Origin of the sequence: Serratia sp. HMSC15F11 (genome assembly GCF_001808215.1) — a bacterium.
Lineage (GTDB): Bacteria > Pseudomonadota > Gammaproteobacteria > Enterobacterales > Enterobacteriaceae > Serratia > Serratia nevei.
On record NZ_KV792497.1, the window covers coordinates 346749 to 371919 of the forward strand.

General features: G+C 55.6%; 4 protein-coding genes. All 4 read right to left on the minus strand.

The genetic code is table 11. From position 1 onward, the window contains the following. Positions 1-72 precede the first annotated feature (72 nt). The 4 genes from HMPREF3138_RS21395 to HMPREF3138_RS21410 are packed head-to-tail and all read right to left on the minus strand — an operon-like array spanning position 73 to position 25153. Complete coding sequence (locus tag HMPREF3138_RS21395; protein ID WP_038876726.1) at positions 73-16119, minus strand: hybrid non-ribosomal peptide synthetase/type I polyketide synthase; 16047 nt, start codon at positions 16117-16119, stop codon at positions 73-75. Then, positions 16119-23249: a non-ribosomal peptide synthetase gene (locus HMPREF3138_RS21400; protein WP_038876724.1), complete on the minus strand. Its 7131-nt coding sequence runs from the start codon at positions 23247-23249 to the stop codon at positions 16119-16121. The genes HMPREF3138_RS21395 and HMPREF3138_RS21400 overlap by 1 nt, the downstream gene beginning before the upstream one ends. A gap of 21 nt (positions 23250-23270) precedes the next feature. After that, the gene (locus HMPREF3138_RS21405; RefSeq protein ID WP_047730899.1) at positions 23271-24182 is read right to left on the minus strand and encodes a class I SAM-dependent methyltransferase; all 912 of its coding nucleotides are present in this window, start codon (positions 24180-24182) and stop codon (positions 23271-23273) included. Positions 24183-24196: 14 nt separating this feature from the next. After that, on the minus strand, positions 24197-25153 hold the full coding sequence (locus HMPREF3138_RS21410; protein WP_025303320.1) for a diiron oxygenase: 957 nt from the start codon (positions 25151-25153) through the stop codon (positions 24197-24199). Between the last annotated feature and the right edge of the window lie 18 nt (positions 25154-25171).

Here is a 25171-nt window from a genome sequence, read left to right on the forward strand (position 1 = left end):
ATACCGTAGCGGGATCAGCGGAATAGTTTATCCCGCTGATTTCCTCTCAGGTATAGCGAACACACTGCGGCATCAAGCCAGCGTCCAATGCCCTAACCACGAAGTCATTTTTTCCGCCATCATTGCCGCGCCTTCTCCCGCGTTCATCGTCAGGTGGTTCCCCGGAATTACCTGCACCTCGAAGCGGCCCAACACCCAGGGATGCCAGAACTTGCTTTGATTTTCAGGAAAATCTGCAATCACCTCACGGTGAGAGAAAAACAGCACATCACTCATCAACGCATGCGGGTGGTAACGCTGCATCATCACGTTATGCCGTTGCCAGGTGCTCAAGTAACGAGGTAAGAACGCCGAGGAAAAGAGCGTTTCGGCCGCGGTTCCTTTGGTGATCTCAGATAAATAATGGATTTTATCCGCCATTTGGGTCATCGCCTTCCAGGCATCCCAATCAATGTCCAGCGACACCAGGCCAAATGAAAGCAGGTAGTCCAAAATCTGTTCATCCGTCATGGCCGCAGGCAGATTTCCCTGTCCTGGGGAATCAATCATCACTACCGGCAGAGACACATGTTTTCCCTCTTGGTACTGCCGCGCCATTTCAAACGCGATAATACCGCCGAACGAAGAACCGGCCAGGCAACATTCGCCTCGCTCAAGATGCGGCTCCAGCAAAGCCAGATACTCCCCCGCCAATTGTTCGATGCTCTCGAAGACGCCCGAGCCATTGAGCAGAGGCGAACGTATGGCATAAATCGTTCTGCTGCTCCCCAAGCATTGAGCCAACTCCCGGTAGAAATAGATGTCGCCGCCGATGGGGTGGATCAACACAAGTGGTATCATCCCCTCATCCTCACCGTCGCGCAGCCTCACCAAACCGCTTTCGCCCTGAGGCTTCGCTGTCGCATGAGCCTCCAGCGATTGCGCTATTTGCACGACGCTCGGCTGTTCCATGGCCATAAGCTCAAGACGTATACCGGTCATTTTTTGCAGGCGGCCAATCAGTTGCAATGCGCTCAGCGAGTCGCCGCCCAGTTCGAAGAACCCGCGTTGTGGATCGACCGACTCACACCCCAGAACCTCGTTGAACAACATTGCTACCCGTTGTTGCATATCCCCTTGGTGCACGGCTGCCTCCGCCGGAACCGGGGCCGGCCGCGAATGAGCGGGTGAATTCATCACACCGAACCAATGCCGCTGAGGCGCGAAAGGATATGCCGGTAGACGCAAAGACGCTTGCCCCGTGCACCGCCAGAAACGCTCCTGGTTGATTTCCACACCTGACATATGCAGCACGCCTACGGAACGCCACAGCATCTGCGCAGCCTGCCGCTCATCCGTAGCGTTGCGCGGTGAAGAAACGACAACGGCCGCATTCCCCAATGCCGGATGGCGCGACGCCAGCGTACTCAGAATTTGACGCGGCCCTACTTCCAGCAATACCCAGTTGTCATCGGCACGGCGTTCAAGCAAGGTGCGCAGGCCGGCGTCATATTGCACCGTATGCCGCAGGTGCTGCACCCAATATTCGGGCTGACAAACCTGTTCCGCCGTTGCCCACTGGCCGGTCAAATTGGAGATAAACGGTAACTGCGGCTCGTTGAAGGCAATTTCTTGCAGCGCGGTCTTAAACTCTGCCAACACAGGCTCCAATAAACGCGAATGGAACGCGTGTGAAACCTTAACCGGATGGCAAGATACCCCTTGGGCGATCAAGCTCGCCTGCAAAGAGGCGATTGCCGACGCCGCGCCGGAAATGACACAGCTTCCCGAGTCATTAACGACGGCGATATCGACGCCCAACGCGGCAGCCTGTTCGCTTACGCCCTCCGCCGACTGTTTGATAGCCAGCATCGCCCCCGGTGCGGTGTGCGCCAATAGCGCACCGCGTTTGAGCATCAACTTGAGCGCATCCTCCAGTGAAAATACGCCGGCGATACATGCGGCAACATATTCGCCCAGGCTATGACCAATCATCACCGTCGGCTCAACACCGAGGAAGCGATACCACTGCGCCAACGCATATTCATACACAAACAGCGCCACTTGAGTGACTGCGGTGTGGTGTACGCTCTCCCCGTTCGCCAATACGTCTTCCCGCGTTATTTCACCGCCCATCATCGGCTCGAGCAATGTGAGGCAACGATCGACCTCCGCTCGGAATTGCGGTTCGGCTTCATATAACGCCTGTGTCATGCCGACGAATTGTGCGCCCTGGCCCGGGAACATAAAGGCCACCTGCGCCTCGAACGCAGGTCGGGCCATCGTTTCACCCTTCTCGCGCAACTGCGCGACGACCGCTTCCCGTGAATCTCCGGACACCCAGCGTTGACATGCATAGCGGTGTCGCCGCGCCATCAGGGCATAGCCAACCGCCTCGATCGAATGCTCAGGATGCATTGCCAAATGATCGGCCAAAGCCTCACTCATCCGTTCGAGAGCTGCGTCATCCGCCGCAGAAACGCACAGCATATTGCGCTGAGCGGACCGAGGCGCGGTTGTCGGCGTGTTCGGCGCCTGCTGAAGGATAACGTGCGCGTTGGTGCCGCCAATGCCGAAAGCGCTGACGCCGGCGGTGCGGAGCCCTGAGGCGCTTTCCCAGTCGCGGGTTTCAACATTCACATAAAACGGCCCCTCAGCCAGTTTTAATGCCGGATTCTCACGCTGCATATGTAGCGTGGGAACTAACGTGCGATGCTGCAGGCACAACGCCGTTTTAATCAAGCCGGCGATGCCTGCCGCGACATCCAAATGCCCCAGGTTACTTTTCACCGAGCCTATTGCGCAGGCGTGTTCCGCCTGTTGTCCGGCGAAGGCCGCTTTCAACCCGGCAATTTCAATAGGGTCGCCCAATGGCGTGCCGGTGCCGTGCGCTTCGACATAGGAAATGTCCGCCGGCGTGACATCGGCATCGGCCAATGCCTTGGCAATCACCGCCTGTTGACGGCTCTCGCTTGGCGCAGTGAATCCCATTTTATCCCGCCCGTCATTATTTACGGCCGACCCTTTCACAACGGCATACACAGCATCACCGTCCGCCAGCGCTTGCGCCAAAGGTTTCAGCACGACAATACCTACCCCTTGTCCTTCAATGGTTCCCGACGCTTGCGCATCAAACGGACGGCAGTGACCATCAGGTGAGAAGATCATCCCTGGCTGGTACAGGTAACCACCGCGCGCTAATTGGCCAATGGAGATGCCGCCTGCCAATGCGACCTGACAGTCACCCACCTGCAAGGCACGACAAGCCTGATGAACAGCGACCAGCGAGGATGAACAAGCCGTTTGGATCGTCATCGCCGGCCCGGTCAAATTCAACTTGTACGCCGTTTTTGTCGCCAGGAAGTGGGATTGGTTATGAATCATCAACTGGTAATGATCGATCAAATCAGCCTGCGGCATGTTCGGTAGAACAACGTCTCTTTCGTAGTTGCTGTTGCCGATGGCCGCATAGACGCCGATATCACCGGCAAAGCGCTGCGGATCGCAGTTCGCATCTTCCAAAGCATGCCAGGCGCATTCCAGGAAAATTCGCTGCTGCGGATCCATCAAACGCGCTTCCTGAGCCGTACAGCCGAAGAAATCGGCGTCAAAGCGATCGATATCGTCGAGTATCCCCTGGGCGCGAACATAATGCGGATGATCCAGCAGTTCGGGGTCAACCGATGCCGCCAGCGCCTCGCGCGAGTAATGCGTAATAAACGCCTCGCCATCGCATAACCGTTGCCAGAATGCCGCCAGCGTTTGCGCGCCAGGGAAGCGGCCCGCCATCCCCACAATGGCGATATCGTCCCGGGCATTGATCGGTCCAGTCGTCGGTGCCGGCGCCGCTTCATGTTGGCGACCTTCGATATGCGCGGCAATGCGGGCAATGGTCGGCAGACGGAAGAGATCTATCAGACCGATTTTTTGCTGAACCTGGTCGGGTAACATGCCATAGAGCCGGGTCAACATGATGGAGTTCCCACCCAGTTCAAAGAACGAGGTATTGACGCCCACCGCCTCGCAACCGAGCAATTCTTGCCAGATAACCTGCAACTGCTTCACCAGCGGCGTAGCGATTTCGCTTTGCGCCGCTGGTGATGCTTCACCGGCGTCAACCGACGGCAACGCACGAACATCCAGCTTGCCGTTAGCGTTCAGCGGCAAGGCAGATAACGCAATCCAATAGGCAGGCACCATGTAGCCCGGCAGGTGTCGACCGACGTGTTCATTCAACAGCCCGGCGTCAATTTCGCCCTGCGCCACATAATAGGCAACCAACGCCTGACCGACGTTCCCATCCCCCGCCACTTGGCATATTTGCACGGTGACCTGCAAGATCGACTCGTGCTGCAATATAACCTGCTCAATCTCGCCCTTCTCAATACGATGGCCGTGCAACTTGACTTGCTGATCCTGCCGCCCAAGGAATGCTATTTCACGATTTGGCAAAATGCGCGCGCGATCGCCGCTGCGATACCATATCCCCTCAGCGAACGACAGTGAGACAAAGCGTGAGGCGGTCAGCTCAGGCTGGTTGTGATAACCCTCGGCCACGCCGCTGCCCCCGATATAGAGCTCGCCGATGGCCCCGACGGGCAAAGGTCTGCCGGCCGGATCCAACACCAGACAACGTTCTCCCGGCAGAGGGCGGCCTATCGTTAAAACGCGATCCGTCGCAGCACGCCGATAATGTTTACCGGTTGACCAAATGCAGGTTTCCGTCGGACCGTAGACATTGACAAGCGCCGTGAAAACAGCCAGGGCCTTCTGCGCCAAATGCGGCTCAAGTTTTTCACCGCCGACCAGAAGTAAACATTCCTCGTCCCCCTGCAATACCGGTAGGACAATTTCCAGCATGCTGGGCGTTGACTGGATGAAATCGAACTTACGGCAATCCAGCGCAGTGACATGGTGAGTTCCCAAGGTAACGCAGCCGCCGCTCAATAACGGCAAACCGTATTCAAGACCGAAAATATCGAAAACGGGGTTGGTCATGCTGTACGTTTTCAGCGCTTCCCTGCCCTGGAAGTACTGCTGCCAGAAACCTCGCAATGTGGCGAGCAGCGCCCCATGCCCCACGCTAACCCCTTTGGGTTTACCCGTCGTGCCGGACGTGTAAAGTATGTAGGCGGTCTTCTCCGCCGCAGATGTGAACATCGGCATCGTGGCCTGTTTGCGCCACAGCGCTTCTCCCGCGGTGCCGAACAAGGGAATAGACGGAATACCGTACTCGGCCCCTTCATCCCCAGACATCGTCAATACGGCAATAGCCTGGCTGTCACGCAGAATGAAATCGATACGCTCCTGCGGATAGTCTTTGTCCAGCGGCACATAAGCTGCGCCCAGTCGCCCTATCGCCAACAAGGCCATGACCGTCAAGACTTTGCTGTGCAGCCGCAAGGCAATAGGCGCGTGCGGCGTCTTCTCAAGGCGGCCGGCGATGAGATTGGCGAGTTGCGTCACTTCTGCGTCAAGCTGGGCGTAGTTCCAGCTGCGCTCGCCGTCACTCAGCGCCGGAGCGTCTGACCGGCTGCATGCGTAGTGCGCCAACACCTGCGATAAGGTGGCGGCATTCCCCGGCGCAGGAAGCAACAAGGGTTGCTCCGGCTCACAATAAACCGGAGCTATCGCCACCGTCTCCGTACTCGCGTCTTTCGCCATGTGGCCGACGATGTCCTTTAACAGTGCCATCGCTTGCCGCATCATCGCCGCATCAAAGTACTCCGCCGCATATTCCAGCTTAATCAGCAGAACGTCCGGCGCCTCCTCCACGCTGACGACCAATGGATAATCCCTCTGCTCATTGCGACCGACGAATTGATGACGCAGTTCGCGGTGGCGGTCTTCATCAGGCTGCGGGTAATTTTCATAAATGAACAACGAGTCAAACAGGCGTTGGCCCGCAGGCTGCAGATGAGCCAGATCGACCAGGCATCGGGTATTGGCTTCATTAATATCTTGCTGCAACCGATGTGCCTGCTGAATCAGAGGCACATCGCTTTGATGCTCCACCTTCAACGGCAGCGTATTGAGGAACATGCCCAGCGTGTTTTCAATACCATTCAACGGCAGCATCCTTCCCGCCACCACGGTGCCCACTACGGTCACGGCAGCACCGGAGTAGAGTGCGAGCACCTTGTGCCAGGCGTATTGCAGCAAGGCGTTCAGGGTCATGCCTTGGCGCTGGGCAGCGTCGAGCGCACACCGGCGCTCTTCGGCGCTCAGTTCACAGCGGCAAATCCCCGCAGCGGAGACGCTCTTAATGGCTGCTAGCGCCGATGACTCCGCATCCGGACGGCGCCATCCGCTCAGATCCGGCGAGGTGTCGACCGAGCTCAGGTAATCGCGCCAGAAATCCGTGTCCCTATCGCGATACCGTTGAATGTAGCGCTGCACTGAAGCAAAGAGATCCGGTCTGTCCGCCGGCTCACGTCCGTGAGAAAAAGCCAGGTAAGCGTCATGCAGCGCCCCCACCAGCAGCGGACTGCTCCAACCATCGAGGATCGCGTGATGTACACAGAACAGGCAAGCGAAGTGATCATCCGCCAGTTTGACCAGGCAAACACGGTACAGTCCGCTTTGTTGGAGATCGAAGCTGGCCTGCTGCTCACTTTCCTGCAGCCTGTGCAAGGCGTGTTCCCGCTCTTCAGGCGACAGATGGCTGATGTCATGGACGCGCCAAGGGAAGCGCCCTTCATGATCCACGACCTGCACGATTTCACCGCGCCAATCGAACCGCAACCGCAGGCAGGAGAACTGTTGTTGCACCCATTGCCACGCCCGCTTGAACGTCTCGGGCTCGATCGCACAGTGATAATCCCAGCGTGTAGCCACGCGATACACCCGATCGGCGTCGCCAAAAGCCAGCGAATGGTGCAACATCCCTTGCTGCAGACTATTGGCCATGAAGACCGCATCAACCGCCTGCGCATGTTGCAGCCGATCCAGATGGGATTGCGGGAGGGCGAAATCGACATCCGATTCGGTTAACCAATGCCAGGATGGCCAATTCATCGATACCAGGCCATCTTCCAACTCTCGAATAAGCCGCTGCGTCAACCAGGCCGCGTCATGCTCCCGCAGCCGGCTTTCGACCCGCAATTCAAGACGATCGCCAACGTTCAACACGACGATATCGATCAGATGCGTCCCTTCCTGGGAGGCATGGCGATGCAGCCCCACAAAGTGGTGATCCAGCGCCCAGTCACCCGCCGCCTCCATCTTGCCCAGGTAGTTGATGCTGATGCCGTCCTCTCTCACCACGGGCAAACCACACAGGACACCGAAGTTTTCCGCCCGCTGCGACCAACGTCTCAGATTATTTTTCACCGCGAGCAAATGTTCCCTGGCATCGCGTTGATAGCTAAAACGCACGGGATAACGACTGGTGAACCAGCCCATCGTCCTGGAGATATCCAGCGTTCGCTCATCCGTTTGCCGACCGTGCCCCTCAAACCATAGGCTAAAGGCGGTTTGTCCGGTCAAATCATGCAAAACGCGGCCAACCGCCCAGGCCACCATGTCCTGCGGCTGCATGCCGAACATGGCGAGGTGCTGCATCAAGCGACAGGATGGCCCTTCTCCCCACGCAAAGGCATGACGCGTCGTCGTGGTTCCGCCCAGCGCTTGCAACGCATGAACTTCGCTGCCCGGCAATTGCCCCAGCCACTCTTCACGTTCATGAGAGGTAATTTGCGCACGTTGCCGCAGATGGTTCACCCATTGGCGATAGCTGCTGGCCTTCTCCGGCAGCGTTTCCTCTTGGCTCAGGCGTCGTAAATCGTCGACGATCACCTGCAGACTGACCGCATCGACAATCAGGTGATGGCAAGCGACGAACACCCTGGCCTTGCCGTCCGCGTACCCTTCAAGAACGGCAAACGCGGCCAAAGGCCCGCTCTGCAGATCGAACGCCTGCTGCCAGTCGGCAAAACGCTGCAACAGCGCGGCGTCAAAATCCGGGTGGTCTTCCGGCAGCGACAATGCGCGAATGTCCAAAGCGTGGCAGGGCGGCAGCGCAGCCTGCGGCTGGTAGCATTGACGCCATTCTCCTTGGGTATCTTTTTCGAAGCGCAGATTGAACGCGTCGTGCTGCGCCACGAGGCGCGGCAACAGGCATTGCAGGCGGGCCATTGTCATGCCAGGCGCCACCAACAGCCCGTACTGGTTCCACTGCTGCGGATGCGGCAGATCATGTGCCAGGAACCATTGCTGGATGGGCAGCAGCGGAGCTGCGCCGCTCAAGGCTCCCGTTTCGCGCTGAACGGTCTGGATACCGCCAACGGTTTGACGGCCGAGCAGAGTGTCGTAGAACGATGCGATGGTGCGATACGTCAGCAACTCTTTCAGCGTGACATCCAGCTGCAATTCGCGTCTTAACCGCCCCGCCATTTGGATACTGGCGATACTGTCGATGCCCAACTGGAACAAATCCGCCTGGGTACTGAGTTCATCCGCCGGCACGTGCAGGATCTCGCCCCACAGCCGACACAGTTGATGTTCACGGTCGTCACGCGGCGGGCAGTAAGTCGCCTGCTCTTCGGCTGCGGGTAGCGGCAAGGCGTTGCGATCCAGTTTGCCATTCGCCGTCAGCGGCAAGGCATCCAAAGCGATAAGATGCGCCGGTACCATATATTCCGGCAATTGTTCAGCCAGTCGCGAACGGAGCATTTTCTCGTCAGCGTTCGCTTCGCCGACGTAATAAGCCACCAGCATCGGTGCCGGCTGCGCCATCACCAGTGCCACGGCCTGGTGGATCCCGCCGCATTGCAGAAGCCGGCTTTCAATCTCCCCGAGCTCAATGCGATGCCCGCGCAGCTTGACCTGGAAGTCGTTGCGCCCCAGGAATTCGACATAACCTGCCGCATGCCAGCGCCCTAAATCTCCCGTCTTGTATAGGCGTCCGTGACGAGGGTGCGAAATGAAACGCTCCGCCGTGAGCTGTGGATTTCGCCAATAATTTAATGCCACCCCCATCCCGCCAAGATAGAGCTCACCGGTCACGCCAACCGGACACATCTGTCCCTGCGGATCCAAAACATAAAGCGTCTGATGAGGCATCGCGGTGCCATAAGGGATGGAACGCCAGGCCGGATCGATCGCCTCTATCGGGTACCAAACGGACCAAATGCTGCCCTCGGTCGCCCCGCCCAGGCTGATGCAGTCAGCGTGCGGCCAAAGTGTGCGCAACGTCTCCGGCAGATTCAGCGGGATCCAATCACCGCTCATTAAAAACGCGCGCAGCCTTGGCAGTGAGCAGCCCTGCCGTGCCACGGCATCGGCCAGCAGCCCGGCAAGCTGTGGAACGCTGTTCCAGACGGTGACTTCACGCTCAGCAAGCAGCGGCAACCACCGTTCCGGATCTTTTACGCTCTCTTGAGCCGGTAAGACGATCTCCGCACCGACGCTAAGCGCGCCGAAGATGTCATAGACGGAGAGATCGAAGCTCAATTCAGACAGCGCGAACAGGGCATCTTCAGCGGTCAGCGAGAGGCGTCGATTCACCGCTTGCAGCGTATTCACTGCGCCACGGTGATCGATGGTGACCCCTTTTGGCCGCCCGGTGGAACCGGAAGTGAAAATGACATAGGCCACATCGGCGGCGCTGACGTGCGGCAAGCCGAAACACGGTGGCAAAGCGGTCGCCTCATCCAGCATATCCTCGATGACCAGAAGTTGATAACCCGCTTCGCTCAGTGTCCGGATATCCACACGCGCCGACTGTGCCCGGGTCAGCCAGAGCTGTTCTACACCGGCCTGTTGTAAAATATCGGCGATGCGCCCCGCCGGCCACTCCACATGCAACGGTAGATAGCCCTTGCCGGCCTTCATGATCGCCAGACAGGCACAGACCTGGGCGTAGCTTTTTTCCGCCAATACGGCAATCAGCGGCGCGGATGAGCCTACCCCCTGCTGCGCCAAAGCATCGCTGTCTTGTTTCAATTGGCCATAGGTCATGCCGATCGCCGCTTCCCCGTCATACACCGCGATCGTTTCTCGATGCCGTGCTTGCGTCGCCAACAGATCGAACGCGCTGAACAGGGTTTCTTCACTGAGAGGCTGAGTGACGGCATTTGCCTGCTGCATCATTTCTCTTTGTGCTTCAGGCAAATAGTTTTCGCATCCCACCGGCATTTCCCAAGGCTGCTGCGCTAATAGCGAGATCAGCCGGCAATAGGCGCGATTCAGATGCGCAATGGTTTCTTCATCAAACAGCTGTTCGACATAAAGCCACTTGCTCATAAAGCGGCCATCGACTTCAATAGCCTGCAGGTCGATCCAAGCCTGAGAGGTTTGCGCACACCAATATCGCTGCTCGCGCGCCTCGCTGTCTTCCAGATACGCCTGTTTATCCCAATCGCCGGTTTGTTGCCCTACGACGCCAGTGAAGACCAACGGCGACACCGCCGAATGGCGATCCAGGCCGTGCAGTTTCACCAGATCGCGCTGCACATCCAACCCGCTGTACAATGCATGCTGAATGTCGTCCCACATGCGCTTATGCGTCGTCTCGATGGTGGTGAACAAGTCCTCGCCGGCATCGCGAAAATGGAACAGGTTGGTCGAGGTAAAATCACCCAAAATGTCGTTTACGTCCTCGCAAACCGCGTAGCGGTTGAACAGCGTCATGGTAATGAGAAACTCGCTGTTGCCGGAATATCGCGCGATGAGGTAGCCATAGAGGCTCAGCAATACCGACGAGTATGAGACCTGATAATGCTGCGCTTGCCGTTTGAAATCCTGCCAAATTTGTTTGTCTATATATAGCGTATGCTCTGCAAAGCGCGGGTGTTCAACCGTGGCCGACGGCACCTTGAGCGGTAAGTTTGGCCGCAGCGGCATATCGGCCAGCTTGCCCTGCCAATAAGCGCAATCTCGTTGATACCAACGGGAGGCCTTCAGGTGGGCCAGATGCTCCTGGTAGTCTTTGAAGTTCACGGTTGCCAGCGGCGGCAAGACATTTCCCCGATACAGCGCATTAAGCAGTTGATACAGCGCCAGACGGCTTTGCACATCCAGCAAAATCAGATCGAGACTGATATGCAGCACGTCGCGATCGCGCAGCCGGCTGATTTCAAAAGTGAACAACGGGAAACGGTCGACCTGATAGACCTGATGGGACAGACGCTTGCGCGCACGCGCCAGCGCGGTAGCCTCATCGTCGAGGCGCAGGTCATTCACCGCCAAGGCATAATGGCCGGCCTGCGACACCGAAATGAAGCGCTGAGTCATGCTTTCCGCGTCATACACGGTGCGCAGCACCGGACAGAGGGCGATCAATCGGTTAATCGCCAGCTCCAGACGTTCGTCATCAAGGCGCGGATAAACGAACTCGTTGTAGATGTGGTTGGCGACGTTGCCGATCTCATAGTTTTCAAAACGCCCAACCAGGTAGGCTTTCTGAATCTCGGTCATGGCAAAGCAGTCGCCGTTTTCGGCACCGCCCTGCAGAGGTAAATGCTGTAAGTCGCGTTCATCCGCAACATTGATGAAATCGCCAAGGCCGTATTGGGTTCTTCCCTGCCGTTCACAGCACGCTATCAGCGTGTCTATAGCCGCCTCCCAGGCCTCCAGCAACTGTTGATTTTGCTCACCGGACAGACCACTGACGACTTCGAGCTGCAACCGACCTTGCTCTATGTAGCTAAAGAGCGTAATACCGAAAGGCAAGCCGTTGTCAGGATGGCGCGTCTCACCGACCGGCGACATGACCAGCGCCCAATCCTTTTCATCCGGCGAAGTCAGCTGTCCCAGGTAGTTGAAACAAACATTGGGCAGCGGCAACCCTAGCTCACGGGCAAACGCGCCAAATCCTACGCCCTGATGAGGCACGCCGCGCAGTTGCGCTTTGGCCGCCTGCAAACGCATTGCCGGATCGGGAGAGGATGAGAGCGCACAGGGATAAAGTGACGTGAACCACCCGACGCAACGATGAACGTCCAGAGCGGCATCAATCTCTTCGCGTCCGTGCCCTTCAACGGTGACATGGGTCAGCTCTCCGTTAAACCAGTGAGCGAGCATGCCGTCTGCACACGCCAGCAAACATTCGTCGATTTTCGCATTGAAGGCACGTAAACCCTCGGTTTGCAGCGACTGCGTCACTTTTATTGATAACGCGAGGCGGCTGCATGCCAGCGTAGCGCCGCGCGCAGCCGGCAACGCAACGTGGCGGTAGTCCGCCATCCTGTCCCGCCAGTAAGACGCCTCTTCCGCGTGATTGGCACAATATTGCTCGAAGTGCTCAGTCCACTGACGATAACTCGTTCCCTTATCCCCAAGGCTTTCACCGTGGTAGGCGTTCGCCAGATCGCGAGCCAGAATGCCCCAGCTGACGCTATCGAGCACCAAATGGTGGCAAGCGCAGAAAATACGGGCTCGCCCCTCGTCAAACCCCGTGACATAACCAAAACGATAAAGCGGCCCGTCGGCCAGATCGATATCGCTTTGCCATTCGGTCAGCACGGCGGACAGGGCCTCTTGCCATTGCGGTGCCGAGCGTTCGACATGATGACACCGCAGTTCGATGGCGTCCGTCATCGGTTGATAGCCTTGGCGCCAATGCAACGAATCCTCAGACGTAAACGTCAGGCGTAGCGCATCGTGATGTTGAATCAATGCGTGCAGCGCTGCGCGCAGGCGTTCGACGTCCAGCGCCGGCACATCCAGCAGAAACGCCTGGTTCCAATAACTCGGATAAGGGAATGCGCAGTCAAAGAACCAGCGTTGGACAGGCAGCAGCGGCAGCTCGCCAACCAATACGCCCTGCTCCCGTTTACCTTCAATCATCACCTGCTGCTGATGCTGAGCGAGCCGTAAATGGAGTGCATGCACGGTTTTGCTGGCGAACACGTCTTTCACCCGGATCGATACGCCCATCGCCTGGCGCAATTTGCTCACCAGCTTGATCGCCATGATGCTGTCCAGCCCCAACTGATACAGGTTAGCCTCACAGCTGAAATGCGCTTCATCGATCCCCATCATTTCCGCAACAATGGCGGCAATCTGCGCTTCCCTCTCCGACTGCGGTGCGACACGTTCCTGTACGACCGGCAGGGACGGCTCAGGAAGCGCACGCCGATCCAGTTTGCCATTCACCGTGACGGGCCATTCTTTCAACCAGATAAAGGTCTCCGGCACCATGTACTCGGGCAAGGCGGTGGCAAGAAAGTGTTGTAGCGTCGCCTCCGGCAACGGTGCCTGCGCCGTGTAATAGGCCACGAGGCGGGGATGGGGCTGTTGATAAACCAGCGCCACCGCCTGGCGCACCAAGTCAAACGCTTCGAGATGCTGGGCGATTTCACCCAACTCAATGCGATATCCGCGTATTTTCACTTGAAAATCATTGCGGCCAACATAAACGATTTGCCCATCATTCCGCTGATACACCAAATCACCGGTTTTATACAAACAGGCATAGTCATCCGCCCGCTCATCCCATTCGGTGCAATACGGATTGACGATGAATTTCTCCGCCGTCAGCGCCGCTTTATTCAGATAGCCGCGCGCCAGTCCGACGCCGGAAAGGTAGAGTTCACCCACCGCACCGGGCGGCAAAAGCCGCTGCCCTTTGTCCAGGACCAACACTTTCATGTTATCAATCGGCCGCCCGATCAAGACGTTATCTATATCCGGATCGTTACAGTCGAAATACAGCACATCGATGGAGGCTTCGGTTGGCCCATAAAGATTGTGCAGGGCGATATGAGGCAAACACTGCTTAATCCCTTTGACCTGGGTCAGTTTGAGTTCTTCACCGCTGCAGAACACGTAGCGCAAGCTCGGCAAGCTGACGTTTCGATCGCGCTGAATGCCCTGTAACGTCTCGGTAAAAGCCGCCAGCATTGATGGCACAAAATGCAGTACGGTGATGGTTTCGCGCTCGATCAGTTCAATCAGATAATCCGCGTCCTTGTGGCCGTCCGGATCGGCAAAAACGATGTTGGCACCGTAAAGAGAGGCCCAAATCAGTTCCCATACGGAGACATCAAAAATGTACGGCGTTTTTTGTAACACCCGATCGGCTGCCGTCAGTGGATAGGATTTATTCATCCATTGGATACGGTTGATCAAACCGCGGTGCGTGCACATTACGCCCTTGGGCTGCCCTGTGGTCCCGGAGGTATAGATGACATAGGCCAGATCGTTCGGTGATATCTGACGCGCCATGTTTTCATCGCTCAACAGCTCAAGCTCGTGGCGCAGCGATTCATCATCCAACACCACCAGCCGCCGCCCTGGCGCCGCCACCCGGTGTCGGTAGGCCTGATGGCAGATAATCACCTCGGCCCGGCTATCTTGTAGAATGTAATCGAGACGATCGTCGGGGAATGCCGGATCGACAGGCAAATAGGCGGCCCCCAATTTCAGGATCGCCCAAATACCGACCAACAGCTCGACGCTGCGATCCAGACACAGCGCAACGCATGCGCCATGCCCCACCCCGCGTGCCGATAAGGCGGCCGCCAACTGATTGGCTTGTAGATTCAACTGGCAATACGTCAATTGCCGATGCCGATCCGCACAGGCGATATTGTCCGGCGTCAGCGCGACCTGCGCTTCCAATAAAGACGCGATATGCTCATCTTCTGAATAATCGCAGCGCGTGTCATTCCATTCGGACAGCACCTGCCGACGCTGGGCTGGCGTGATTAAATCGATTTGTTCGAGCGGCGTCTCCCAGGATTGCCGATCAAACTGGCCCAGCGCATAAACCAAAGCCTCGAGAATATTGCGAACGTAGTCCTCTTCGTAACGATTCTCCGCCGCGGTTAACGTGAAATCGATTTGACCGTCTCGTTGAGCGGCAAATAAGGACATGCCAAACTTTTCCGCCAGATCGGGATAAGGCTCCAGACGATATTCCACACCGGGGACGGCGATATCGCCGTTTTCAAAGTTATGGAAGGTAAACAGCAGCTGAACCAGTTCATTGATGCGCACCGCGCCACCGTCGATCTCCGGGGCCAAGTGCCCAATGTTTACCCACGGATGTTCCTGCAACTGCAGAATATCGTGCTGAATGCTTTTGACATTGCTCAACACGCTTTGGTCTGCGCGCAATGCGGCGATGACCGGCAGGGTGCTGATAAACGGCCCAATGGCGCGGCTGAACGCCTCGGGGCGATTCATCACTGTCAGTCCAATAGGGAAATCGCTGTCCTGGCCGCTAAAGGTCCGTAATACATGGGCGAACGTCGTAAACAACAGAGAATAGAGCGTCAGTCCCCGTTCGCCGCATGCCTGCGTCAAACGCGCGACAACCTCCGACGTCAATCCTGCCTGCACGGCAAAGGCACGATTCTCCACGCCAGAGAGATGGCGCTGCCGCAATGCCGGCGGTTCCGCCTGATTCAAACGGGCGGCCAACGATGTTCTGAACGCCTGAACATCATCTTGCCGCACCCGCCACTGCTGATATGCGGAGTAATCCAGGTACCCCGCTTCAGGCTGCGCCGATACAGACGGTGTGGCGTACGCACTCAACAGTTGATGAGCAAAATGCTGGACGGAAGGGGCATCAGACAGCATATGATGGTGAACGCACGCCAAAACGGCCTCTTGCGTCTCAGCCCGCACCAGCAGCACAAAGCGCGCAAACTGCCCTTCCGGCATCGGGAAGGTTTGTTGTGCCAACGCCCGTTTCTTACTTTCCAGCTCGGACCAGGAAATCCTTTCTACTTCCAGTGCAAACTGCTCAGGCGCCAGAAAAACGCGCGTCATATCGCTATCAATCGACTGACGCAACAGGGGCTGATGCCGTAAAAAGTTTTGCAGCGCGTTCCGCAACCGCGCGATATCCACCTGCGGCAATCCAATGAACAAGGGTACCGTATAGGTGTACGGCAAGCCGTCGATGTCGCTTTGCAGATACATGCCTTGCTGAATTGAGTCCAGCGCAAGTGGCCAGCTACTTGGCGGCAGCCTCAGAAAAGACTTTTCCTTCGCGAGCTGTTCGCTGGTCACGCCATTGTCCTGTAACAGCGTCAACAATTCGTCTTTGCGTGCCGCTACTTCAGCCTTCAGATCGGCATCAAAGCCGATATCCTTGTCGACAGAAAAACCCAACCGATCGTCCGCTTTGGCCCACAATAAAATGTTATTTTTTTTCAGGTTGTTCAATAAATCCGTCAACATCATTACAGCGCCCCTTCTTCTCTGCCGTTGCCACAAGGTTGCCCGGCGACCCACGCCGCCATTTCCTGAATCGTATTGTTGTTGTAGAGGTCTTCCAGACGCATCTCGGTTCCCGTCGCGAGGCTGATCTTGCGTACCAGTCGCATAGCCAGAAGCGAATTCCCCCCTTGAGTGAAAAAGCTTTGGTCACAACCGATTCGCTCTTCACGCTTGTCCAGAAGCTCCGCCCAAAGTCGGCGCATCCGTATCTCATCATCGCTGCGCGGAGCCAGACATTCGCTGTGCTTGACGACTTTCGGCAAGCGTGATGTATCGACCTTACCGTTGTTAGACAAGGGGATTTCCGGGATCAAAGTAATGTGCTGCGGCAACATATAGTCCGGCAAACGACGCGCCAAATGCCGTCTGATCGCCTGGGTCATCGAGACAGTGAGCGCAGGAACGTCAAAGGCCGGTTCATCTTCGGCCCGCGCATACCCTATCGCCATGCTGCACAACGTGTCCTCGGCCGGCGTGACGCCAAGAATGCAGCCGCCAATTCGCCGCTGGGCGGCGAGTGCGACAAATCGCTGCATCATCCAGCCACTGGCCTGATAATGACACGCGTTCTTAGCGCCATGGACCTGCAACAACACCTGAGACGACTGCAACACCCCGTACACGTCTGATGATTCGGCCAGCACGGAGGTCTCGCCGAGGCAATAGTGTCGCCCTGACGCGCGAGCGACATAGGCGCCCCCCTCGTTTTCCATCACGCTGAAATCGACGCTGACTTGCGGCGGTGAAGTGACGGCGCAAGCGCCGAGATGGATCCGACACGCTAATGCGCCCTCGTCAGGTGAAACGGCGTCAGCGGGCTTGACGTAATAAGCGACGCCCAAAGACTGGAGATGCTCAGTCAGCAAGGCCAACATGTGGCCGACTTCTATCTGCGCCAAAGCGAATGCGCGCTCGGCATATAACGCGGTGATGGTTTCCCACCGAACCACCAAGTCCAGATAAGGCCCGGTGTGCTCCCCCGACGCTTCTGCCTGGTATAGATGCTGTTCCAGCGGATGGTAGTAGTAATAACCCGCGGCATATTCTCCCATCGCCGCCGGGAGCCCGAGATACACTTGCACCGCATAGAGGCTGCTGGCGGAAGGATAGCGATATTTTGGCAACGCGCGCTGCGGCGAACGGAAAGCGGCGCAGACGGCCAACAGCCCGGCCAAAGATGCAGGCGGCAGCGCGCTTCCCTCTTGCGCCATCTGTTGCGTCAACCACCCCGGCAGCGCTTCGTACAGACTGTTGATGGTTTCGGCGGATAACGCCTCCGCGGTAAACTGGCGAGTGCTCTTGCGGGCGCGGTAAACCGTTTCATCCAGCGGATAGGGTATCGCTCGCGAAGATTGCAGATCTTGACGTAACGCCGGCAGCGAAAGCACGAATGCGTCGCGGTTAGCAAAATAGAGCGGCACCGGCTGTTGCGTCTCGGGAACAACGTAAGCCATGAGGTCACCTTCGCTGAGCCGCACGATCGTCTGCCGGATCCCAGGTAATTGGCTCAAGTTATTCTCGATATCCTCCAGCTCCACGCGATAACCGTTAAGCTTGACCTGGGCATCTCTTCGGCCGAGGAACTCGATATAGCCTTCCGCCGACCAGCGGCCCAGATCGCCGGTTTTGTACAGGCGTCCATAGGTTGGATGATAAATGAAGCGTTCTCGAGTCAGCGTTTCAGCCTGCCAATATCCCTGAGCAACGCCGAGCCCACCGATATGTATTTCTCCGGTTACGCCGAAAGGACAAGCACTCCCCCACTCATCCAGCACCCACATCTGTTGATTCGGCATGGCGACGCCATAAGGAATGCTTTTCCACCTCGCGTCTACCCGTTCGATTTCATGCCAAATGGACCAGATGCTGCCCTCTGTCGCGCCCCCCAGACTCACCATCTTGCCGTCTGGCGATTGGGTTTTCAGGCGATCGGGCAAATTGAGCGGCAACCAATCGCCGCTCAACAGGAACAGCCGTAACCGGGTTAGCGCCCGCGTCGCAGGTTCGACTTCGTCAACCAGCAGGCCCGCTAATTGCGGCACCGAGTTCCAGAGGGTCACGTCATGTCGGCGCAGCGCGGCCACCCAAGCTTGCGGTGCTTTGGTCTCACGCTGGGAAGGGATCACCACGCCGCCCCCCACAGCCAACAAGCCAAACAGATCGTAAACGGACAGATCAAAGCTCAGCTCGGACAGCGCCAGTATCCGGTCTTCCCGACCGACCGACCAACGTTGGTTAACAGCCAGGATGGTATTGACCGCCCCCTGGTGATCGATCGCTACCCCTTTCGGTTTACCGGTAGAGCCAGAGGTAAAAATAATGTAGGCCAGATCGTCAGCCCTGACGATCGGCCAGGCAACCTCCGTCGACGCACGTTCCTGCGCCGGCGCCACTATCTCGTCGAACACCAAAATCGTGATATCCGAAGGCAACGCCGACAGCTCATGTGCCAGGTCATGACACTGCTGAGCAGAGAGCAGCAAGATATCGCACCGGGCTTGCTGCAGAATGTCGCGTATGCGCTCCCATGGCCATTCGATGTGCAACGGCAAATAAGCGCCGCCGCTTCTCATGATCCCAAGGGTTGAGACGGCCTGCGCATACCCTTTCTCCAGCAGAATAGCGGTAATACGCCCCTTTTCGCCCTTGGTATGCCGCAATAGCGCACGCCCCAGCGTATTGCTGTCCTGTTCCAGCCTGGCGTAGGTAAAGTGGCGTTCGCCCTCGGTTTCGATCACCGCAATGCGCTCGGCCGTTTGCGGCGTTTCCAGACTGGAAAGGAACAACCCGTGCAGCGTTTGCTCCGACACCGTACTTTGCGTGGCATTCCAGCGCATGACCGCTTCCGCATGTTCCGCCGGCAGTTCAGGCTGCGGGAATGACATGGTTTCCCAATCGTGTTCTGCCACCCATCGAATCAGAGAACAATAGCCCTCGTGCATGGCCTTGATGGTTTTTTCATCAAACAATTGTTCGACATAATCCCACTCGGCAACGAACCCTTCATCGTTTTCGTAGGCTTTATGGTCGAGCCACACCTGAGACGTTTGGGAGATCGCGTATTGAACGCCGCGATATCCTTCATTAAGCGGCAATTCAAACATGCTCGCTTTATTGTTCATGCCAAGCACGCTGGTCAGCACCACCGGCGCGATAACCGTATTGGCGGATAGATTCCGCCGCTGTTTCAACAAACGCTGTACGTCAATGCCGTCAAATAAATTATTATCGACGTCATTAAGCAAGGTGCGGTGGATAGCCGATAGCTGCTCGCTCATCGCAACGCCATTTTGACGTTGGTAATTGAACAGGCTTAAAACGGTGAAATCGCCAATAATTTGCTCGACCTGAGAATGTAACGGCAAACGGTTGAACAGCGTTAAATTAAGGCAAAGGCTCTCTTGACCAGACCAATAACATAACGTTCTGCTGTAGAGCTCAAGGATCAGAGCGGTCGGACTAATATTGAAGCGCTGGCATTTGTCGACGATCTTTTGCCAACTCGACATAGGTATCGTCGCAGACAAACGCCGGAAGCTCGGCTTATCGATCCTGGCGGGATGCGCGGCCAGCGGTAATCCGGCCTCCAGCGTATAGTCATCGATTTTCTGCAGCCAATATTGCTGCGCCCGCTCAAATAATGCGCCGCCGCGCAGGCGCTCGTACTGCAGCTGATAATCGCGGTAGCTGATGTCCAGCGGCGGCAGCGCCAGATTTTCGTCGTGATATAACGCAATCCACTCGCCGAATAATATTTCAAAACTGGTCATGTCAATGATAATGGCATCAAAGCTGACATGCAGAAGGTATTTCCCTTGATACTCGCTCAGGAAAATATCGAACAGCGGATAACAATCCGGTTTGTAAACCTTGTGCGAGTACTCGGCGCGCAAAGCCAATAGCTCGTCTTCATTTCTCAGGGGGTGGTAGCCTATTTTGTAATGCGCTACCGCACTTAAAAATCGCTGTTCTCCCTCTTCAAATACGGTGCGCAACGCAGGATGGCGTGCAATAAGTTGATTATAGGCACGCTCCAATTTGTCGTGATCAATATGGTCGAAAACAAATTCATTATAAATATGGGTAGAGACCTCGCTGAGATCGAAACTTTTCATTCGTCCCAGATAATAAGATTGCTGAACATTATTCAGCGGGAAAGGATGGTACAGATGGGTCTCATCACATTGCGCAATCTGGTAGTCTTGGTAAAGAAAACTGCCGCGCCCGGCAGCCACCAATGGTGTTAACCTGGCCACATTTTTTCTTTCGAAAATATCTTTAACTTTCAGATCGCACTGAAGCGTACCGTTTATGCGATTTACCAAGCGAATGGCCGACAGGCTGTTGCCTCCCAAAGCAAAAAAGTCGTCGGTAATGCCGACCCGTCCGCTTTCGCTCCCCAATACATCCTGGAATAGCTGGCACAGGCATCGCTGGAACTCGTTTCCCGGCGCTACGTAATGCGCTTTATCTTGCGCTTGTACCGGCGGCAAGGCTTTACGATCCACTTTGCCATTCATATTCAAGGGGATCTCAGGCAGGTACATATAAGCGCTGGGGAGCATGTAGTCCGGAAGCAACGTCACCAGATAATCCTGCAGTTGCTGGCGTGCCACCGGCGATTTGGCCTGATAATAGGCAACCAGGAACGCCTGTTGTTCTTCCTTGGCCGGCTGTAAATTTACAACAACCTGCTGCATCCCGGGGTAGGTTCGCAAAACCGACTCTATTTCACCCAGTTCAATCCGATGTCCCCGCAATTTTATCTGGTTATCCCATCGGCTGAGGTATTCAAATCTGCCGTCGGGCAAACAACGCACGCGATCGCCCGTCTTGTACATGATGCGACCGAACCAGGCTGACGGCGTGCTGGAACATATGTTCGGCAAAAAGCTTGCTTGCGTCTGACGCGCATTGCCGTAGTAACCGCGCGCAACGCCCAGCCCCGAAATATACATTTCCCCGATCACGCCGGGAGGAAGTAAACGCCGCCGTTCGTCCAAGATAAAGCACTGGGTATTCGCCAGCGGGCGCCCAATGGTGACGCTATCAACCCCAGGCAACAGTTCATCCGCGGTAGACCAAACCGTCGTTTCGGTTGGCCCATACACATTCCACGCACGCTCGGTGTTTTCTGACAACCAACGCGCCACCGCATGCGGCACCGCTTCCCCACCGCACAATGCCCGAACGGGTAGCGTTGTCTCGGCATATTGCTGCGCGACCTGATGCCAAAAAGAAGGCGTCCCCTGCATCAGGCTCACGGAATGACTCGCGATAAACTGCGGCAAGTCATTATTCGCCAACAACGTCTTCTGGTCGGTTAATACCACCGTGGCGCCAAACATGAGCGGCATAAATATTTCCAGAGTTGAAATATCAAATGCCAACGTAGTGATCGCCAGAAAACGATCCTGATGCGTCACAGACATGCGTCGAGAAATATCGCTGGCGATATTCACAAAGCTGCGATGTTCTACGGCAACCCCTTTAGGCTTACCTGTCGTTCCCGAGGTGTAAATAATATAGGCCAATGCCGAAGCCTCAGCCTGGGAGGGGAATTCGTTGCAACCGTCGGCTCCAGCGAAAGGAGAAGCGGCATATTCACGCCAATCCAAATAATTCAGCCCTTGCGGCAGGCTGCCGGCTGACTGAGCATGCGCACCGATGATTAACGCCGGCTGGGCATCGGCCAAAATAGAATAGGTCCTCACTACGGGCGCATTTTTGTCGATCGGAATATAGGCGCACCCCAGCTTAAGCACGGCCATCAGGCATACTACCAACTCCGCCTCACGCGGCATCATCAAGGCAATTTTGTCGCCTGCCGCTACCCCATATTGCCGTTGCAGATAGTCGGCAAGGCGACTGGCCTGTTGCTGCAGCATTCGATAACTGAGCACTTCATTTTTCGTTATCACTGCAGGGTGATCGTTAAGCGCCCGTGCCTGTTGTTCAAACATCCCGACGATAGTCTGTCTCGGATATTCACATTGCGTGGCATTAATTTTCGCATAATAACGTTGGTAGCTATTTTCAGACACGCCGGTCAACGCATCTATATCCCCTTCATTACGCATGAATGTGGCGAGCGCCGCCATAAACTCATCGATATTAGCGGCTACAACGTCGAAAAATGGGTTTTCGCCATAAAATTGCAAACTGAGCGTACAGCGCGTGCTGTTCCATACGATCCTGATCGGGGCCGCTGCCGTGTCGACATCCCCCTCATCCATGATGACATCCACGCCAACCACAGATAAAAAACGGCCGTCATGATGGGATTCGTAGAATGGGTTCGCCGGGTCCCCCTGCAGTACCCGCACTAACCAAGGAGAGAGATCGGCGTATGTTTCCCTTCCGTTGAGTAACCGTAATACTTTGCTGCTGCGTTGCCTATCTTGCAATTGCAGTGCATAAAGCCCAGGCCGCCGTGCGTTGAGCAGAAACTGCAACTGGAAAGCCAACAGCAAAGCCTGTTGCGGCTGCGCAACGCCATCGATCGTCCGTTGAACCACTGCAGCATCGTTAACGGCAGACACTTCATCCCTCAGGTTGAAGCAGCCATAACGCAGTTCGTCGTTTTCCAGCGCTCGCTGCTCTTGCTGTACCCTCTGCTGGGCAACCAGCCAATCCGTAACTCGGTTTGGCCCTTCGGGCAGAGCAATATCCAGATCTTTCGCCTCACGGCTGAGCATGACCACGCCATCGATGAACAACTCGCCCAACACCGCCTGCGACAACGCTCGGCGGGCTTCCCGCCAATGCAGCTCACGCTGAGCTAACGCCCTGATATTCCCATCTTCTTCAGCATGAATCTGGAACAACACATTTTGTCGATCGGCGAAAACGGCTAACCGGACGATGGGGCCTCTCACCGATGCGCTTTCTTCGAGACAGAGCTCATAGTCGATACGCTGATCGCCAACGTCGGAATAGCAAAAGAGGTTGTGCTGTGAACCTGTCCAGCGCGTTCGCTCAGCGTCGCTCAGACCGATTAAGTAGACAAAGTGGCCGGCATCCAGCAAGTAACGGACCATATGGCTGCGCAACGGTTCTACGGTGTGGTTGACGAGAATGTTCAGAATCTTCATGGATATTACTCTTTTGGGTTATCAGGGTTTTACCGCCACGAGAATCGGCAACACGCCGCGCGAGCTGTAGTTGATATCTTTAACCGTGAACCCTGCCTGGGTTATCTGTTGTCTGATCTCTGCTTCTGAAGTGAAATTAAGGTAGGTAGCCTGAATAATGTCGCCAAAGATCGCGAACTCCTGCAAAAGGTCCGCCATTGGCGTTTCATATTTATCCCACTCACCGGTGGGCGCGTTCTTTTCCGGCGGTGGCGTGAGGAAACTGAGCAACAAGGTTCCCCCTGGTTTCAATGCCTCGAAGAACCGACGATACAAAGCCACCAGCCTGTCCGGGTCAGACTCATACATATTCAGGCCGTTACTGGTAATCACATCGAAAGCGTTTTTTTCTTTTAACTCCCAGGCATTCTGCTGCGAGAATCGGCAACGGTTCGCCATGCCAACGCGCTTGGCCTTTTCGTTGGCGTGATAAAGTGACTCCGGGTCAAGATCAATGCCGGTCAATTGCACCGCGCCATGGCCGCTGTAATCCAGATCCAATAAATCATCCATCACGCCGCACGGGATTGAAGCCAGGGTCTCCGCCTGCGTAATCAACTCAGCCAGCAAGGTCTGATAACGGTAGTAACGCTCGCGCGCCCGGCACAGCAACGAGCGATTCAGAAGCCAGTCTTCCAAAACATGTTCGGCGGGTTTTCCGGCGGGATGCTGGAAAATGTAAGACGTCCAGTAGCCATTGAGGCCGCGGTTATGCAGGAGGAAACGACCGAGCTCAAACTCCGTCAATTGATCGACCAGTTCAAGATTTCTCTCTAATGGAAGAATAAGCGAATTGCTATTTCGTAAACGCGCTTTTATTTCATCGGCCAACATTTTTGTTTCAGTCAAACAGGCCAATTTAGAATGTGTTTTATGCGAGGCGAAACTATCCATACCCATCTCCATGATTAAATTATCCAACCAATATTTTCGAATCCCTGGCGCACTATCGGCGAATTCAGAATGCCGGTTCGTTTCAAAGCCATTAGCACGTTTTTGACAATGGGGACATCAGGCGTCACTTCAAAACCGCGATAAACCTTATTGATTGACTCCCGGCTGGCTTCGCAGTCATGAGTTATCTTCGATAACAGCTCAATGTTAAACTGTTTCTCTGACTCAACATTCAAATACATTTTTACGAAATCAGCGATCTGCCCGCCGATCATCGCCTGATCGTTTTCATCCAACCTCGTCCAGATATAGCCAAGTAATTCGAGAAAGAAAATATAGTGTCTGGACTCATCGTTCATATGGTCATTAACATAGTATTTAATCGATGGATGAACGCCGTCACTATTAAAGAACTCCACCAGCTCTCTCACCAGGGTCGTTTCAAAAATGCACACCGCAATGATCTCGAAAATGTCATGGCAGCGCTCAGGTAACCGTTTCATCACCTCTGTAACGGCCACATAGGCGTCAGAATCCGGGTAACTCAGCGCACCGAGATCGGCATCATGTTCTCTAAGTTGATTGATCATATGTCGGGCGATATAAACATGGTAATACTCGTCGATGATGACGGTATAGGCATTCAATTTAATCTGTTCGTCGAATTTGACAGCGAGATCGCCGTAGATAATTTTATTGCATGCTGAGTTAATGAGTTTAATCTCAAGATTAACGATATCATTGAGGTATTTAAACAATGACTGAGTCAGTATTTTCGACTTCCTCTCATTGTCCATGCCGCTCATCATGTCAGCCAAAAATATCGGCTGATTCTCCTCGGGGAAAAATGCGCCAGGAATAGTAAAGTCGATAAATTTACCGGGGCGGGTTCTTATTGATGCGCGCTGTTCCCATTTATCAGTATAGGCGGCAGACAAACCGCCCTTCGAAACCATGGTTTCATTTTCCATAGATATTCTCCAGATGAA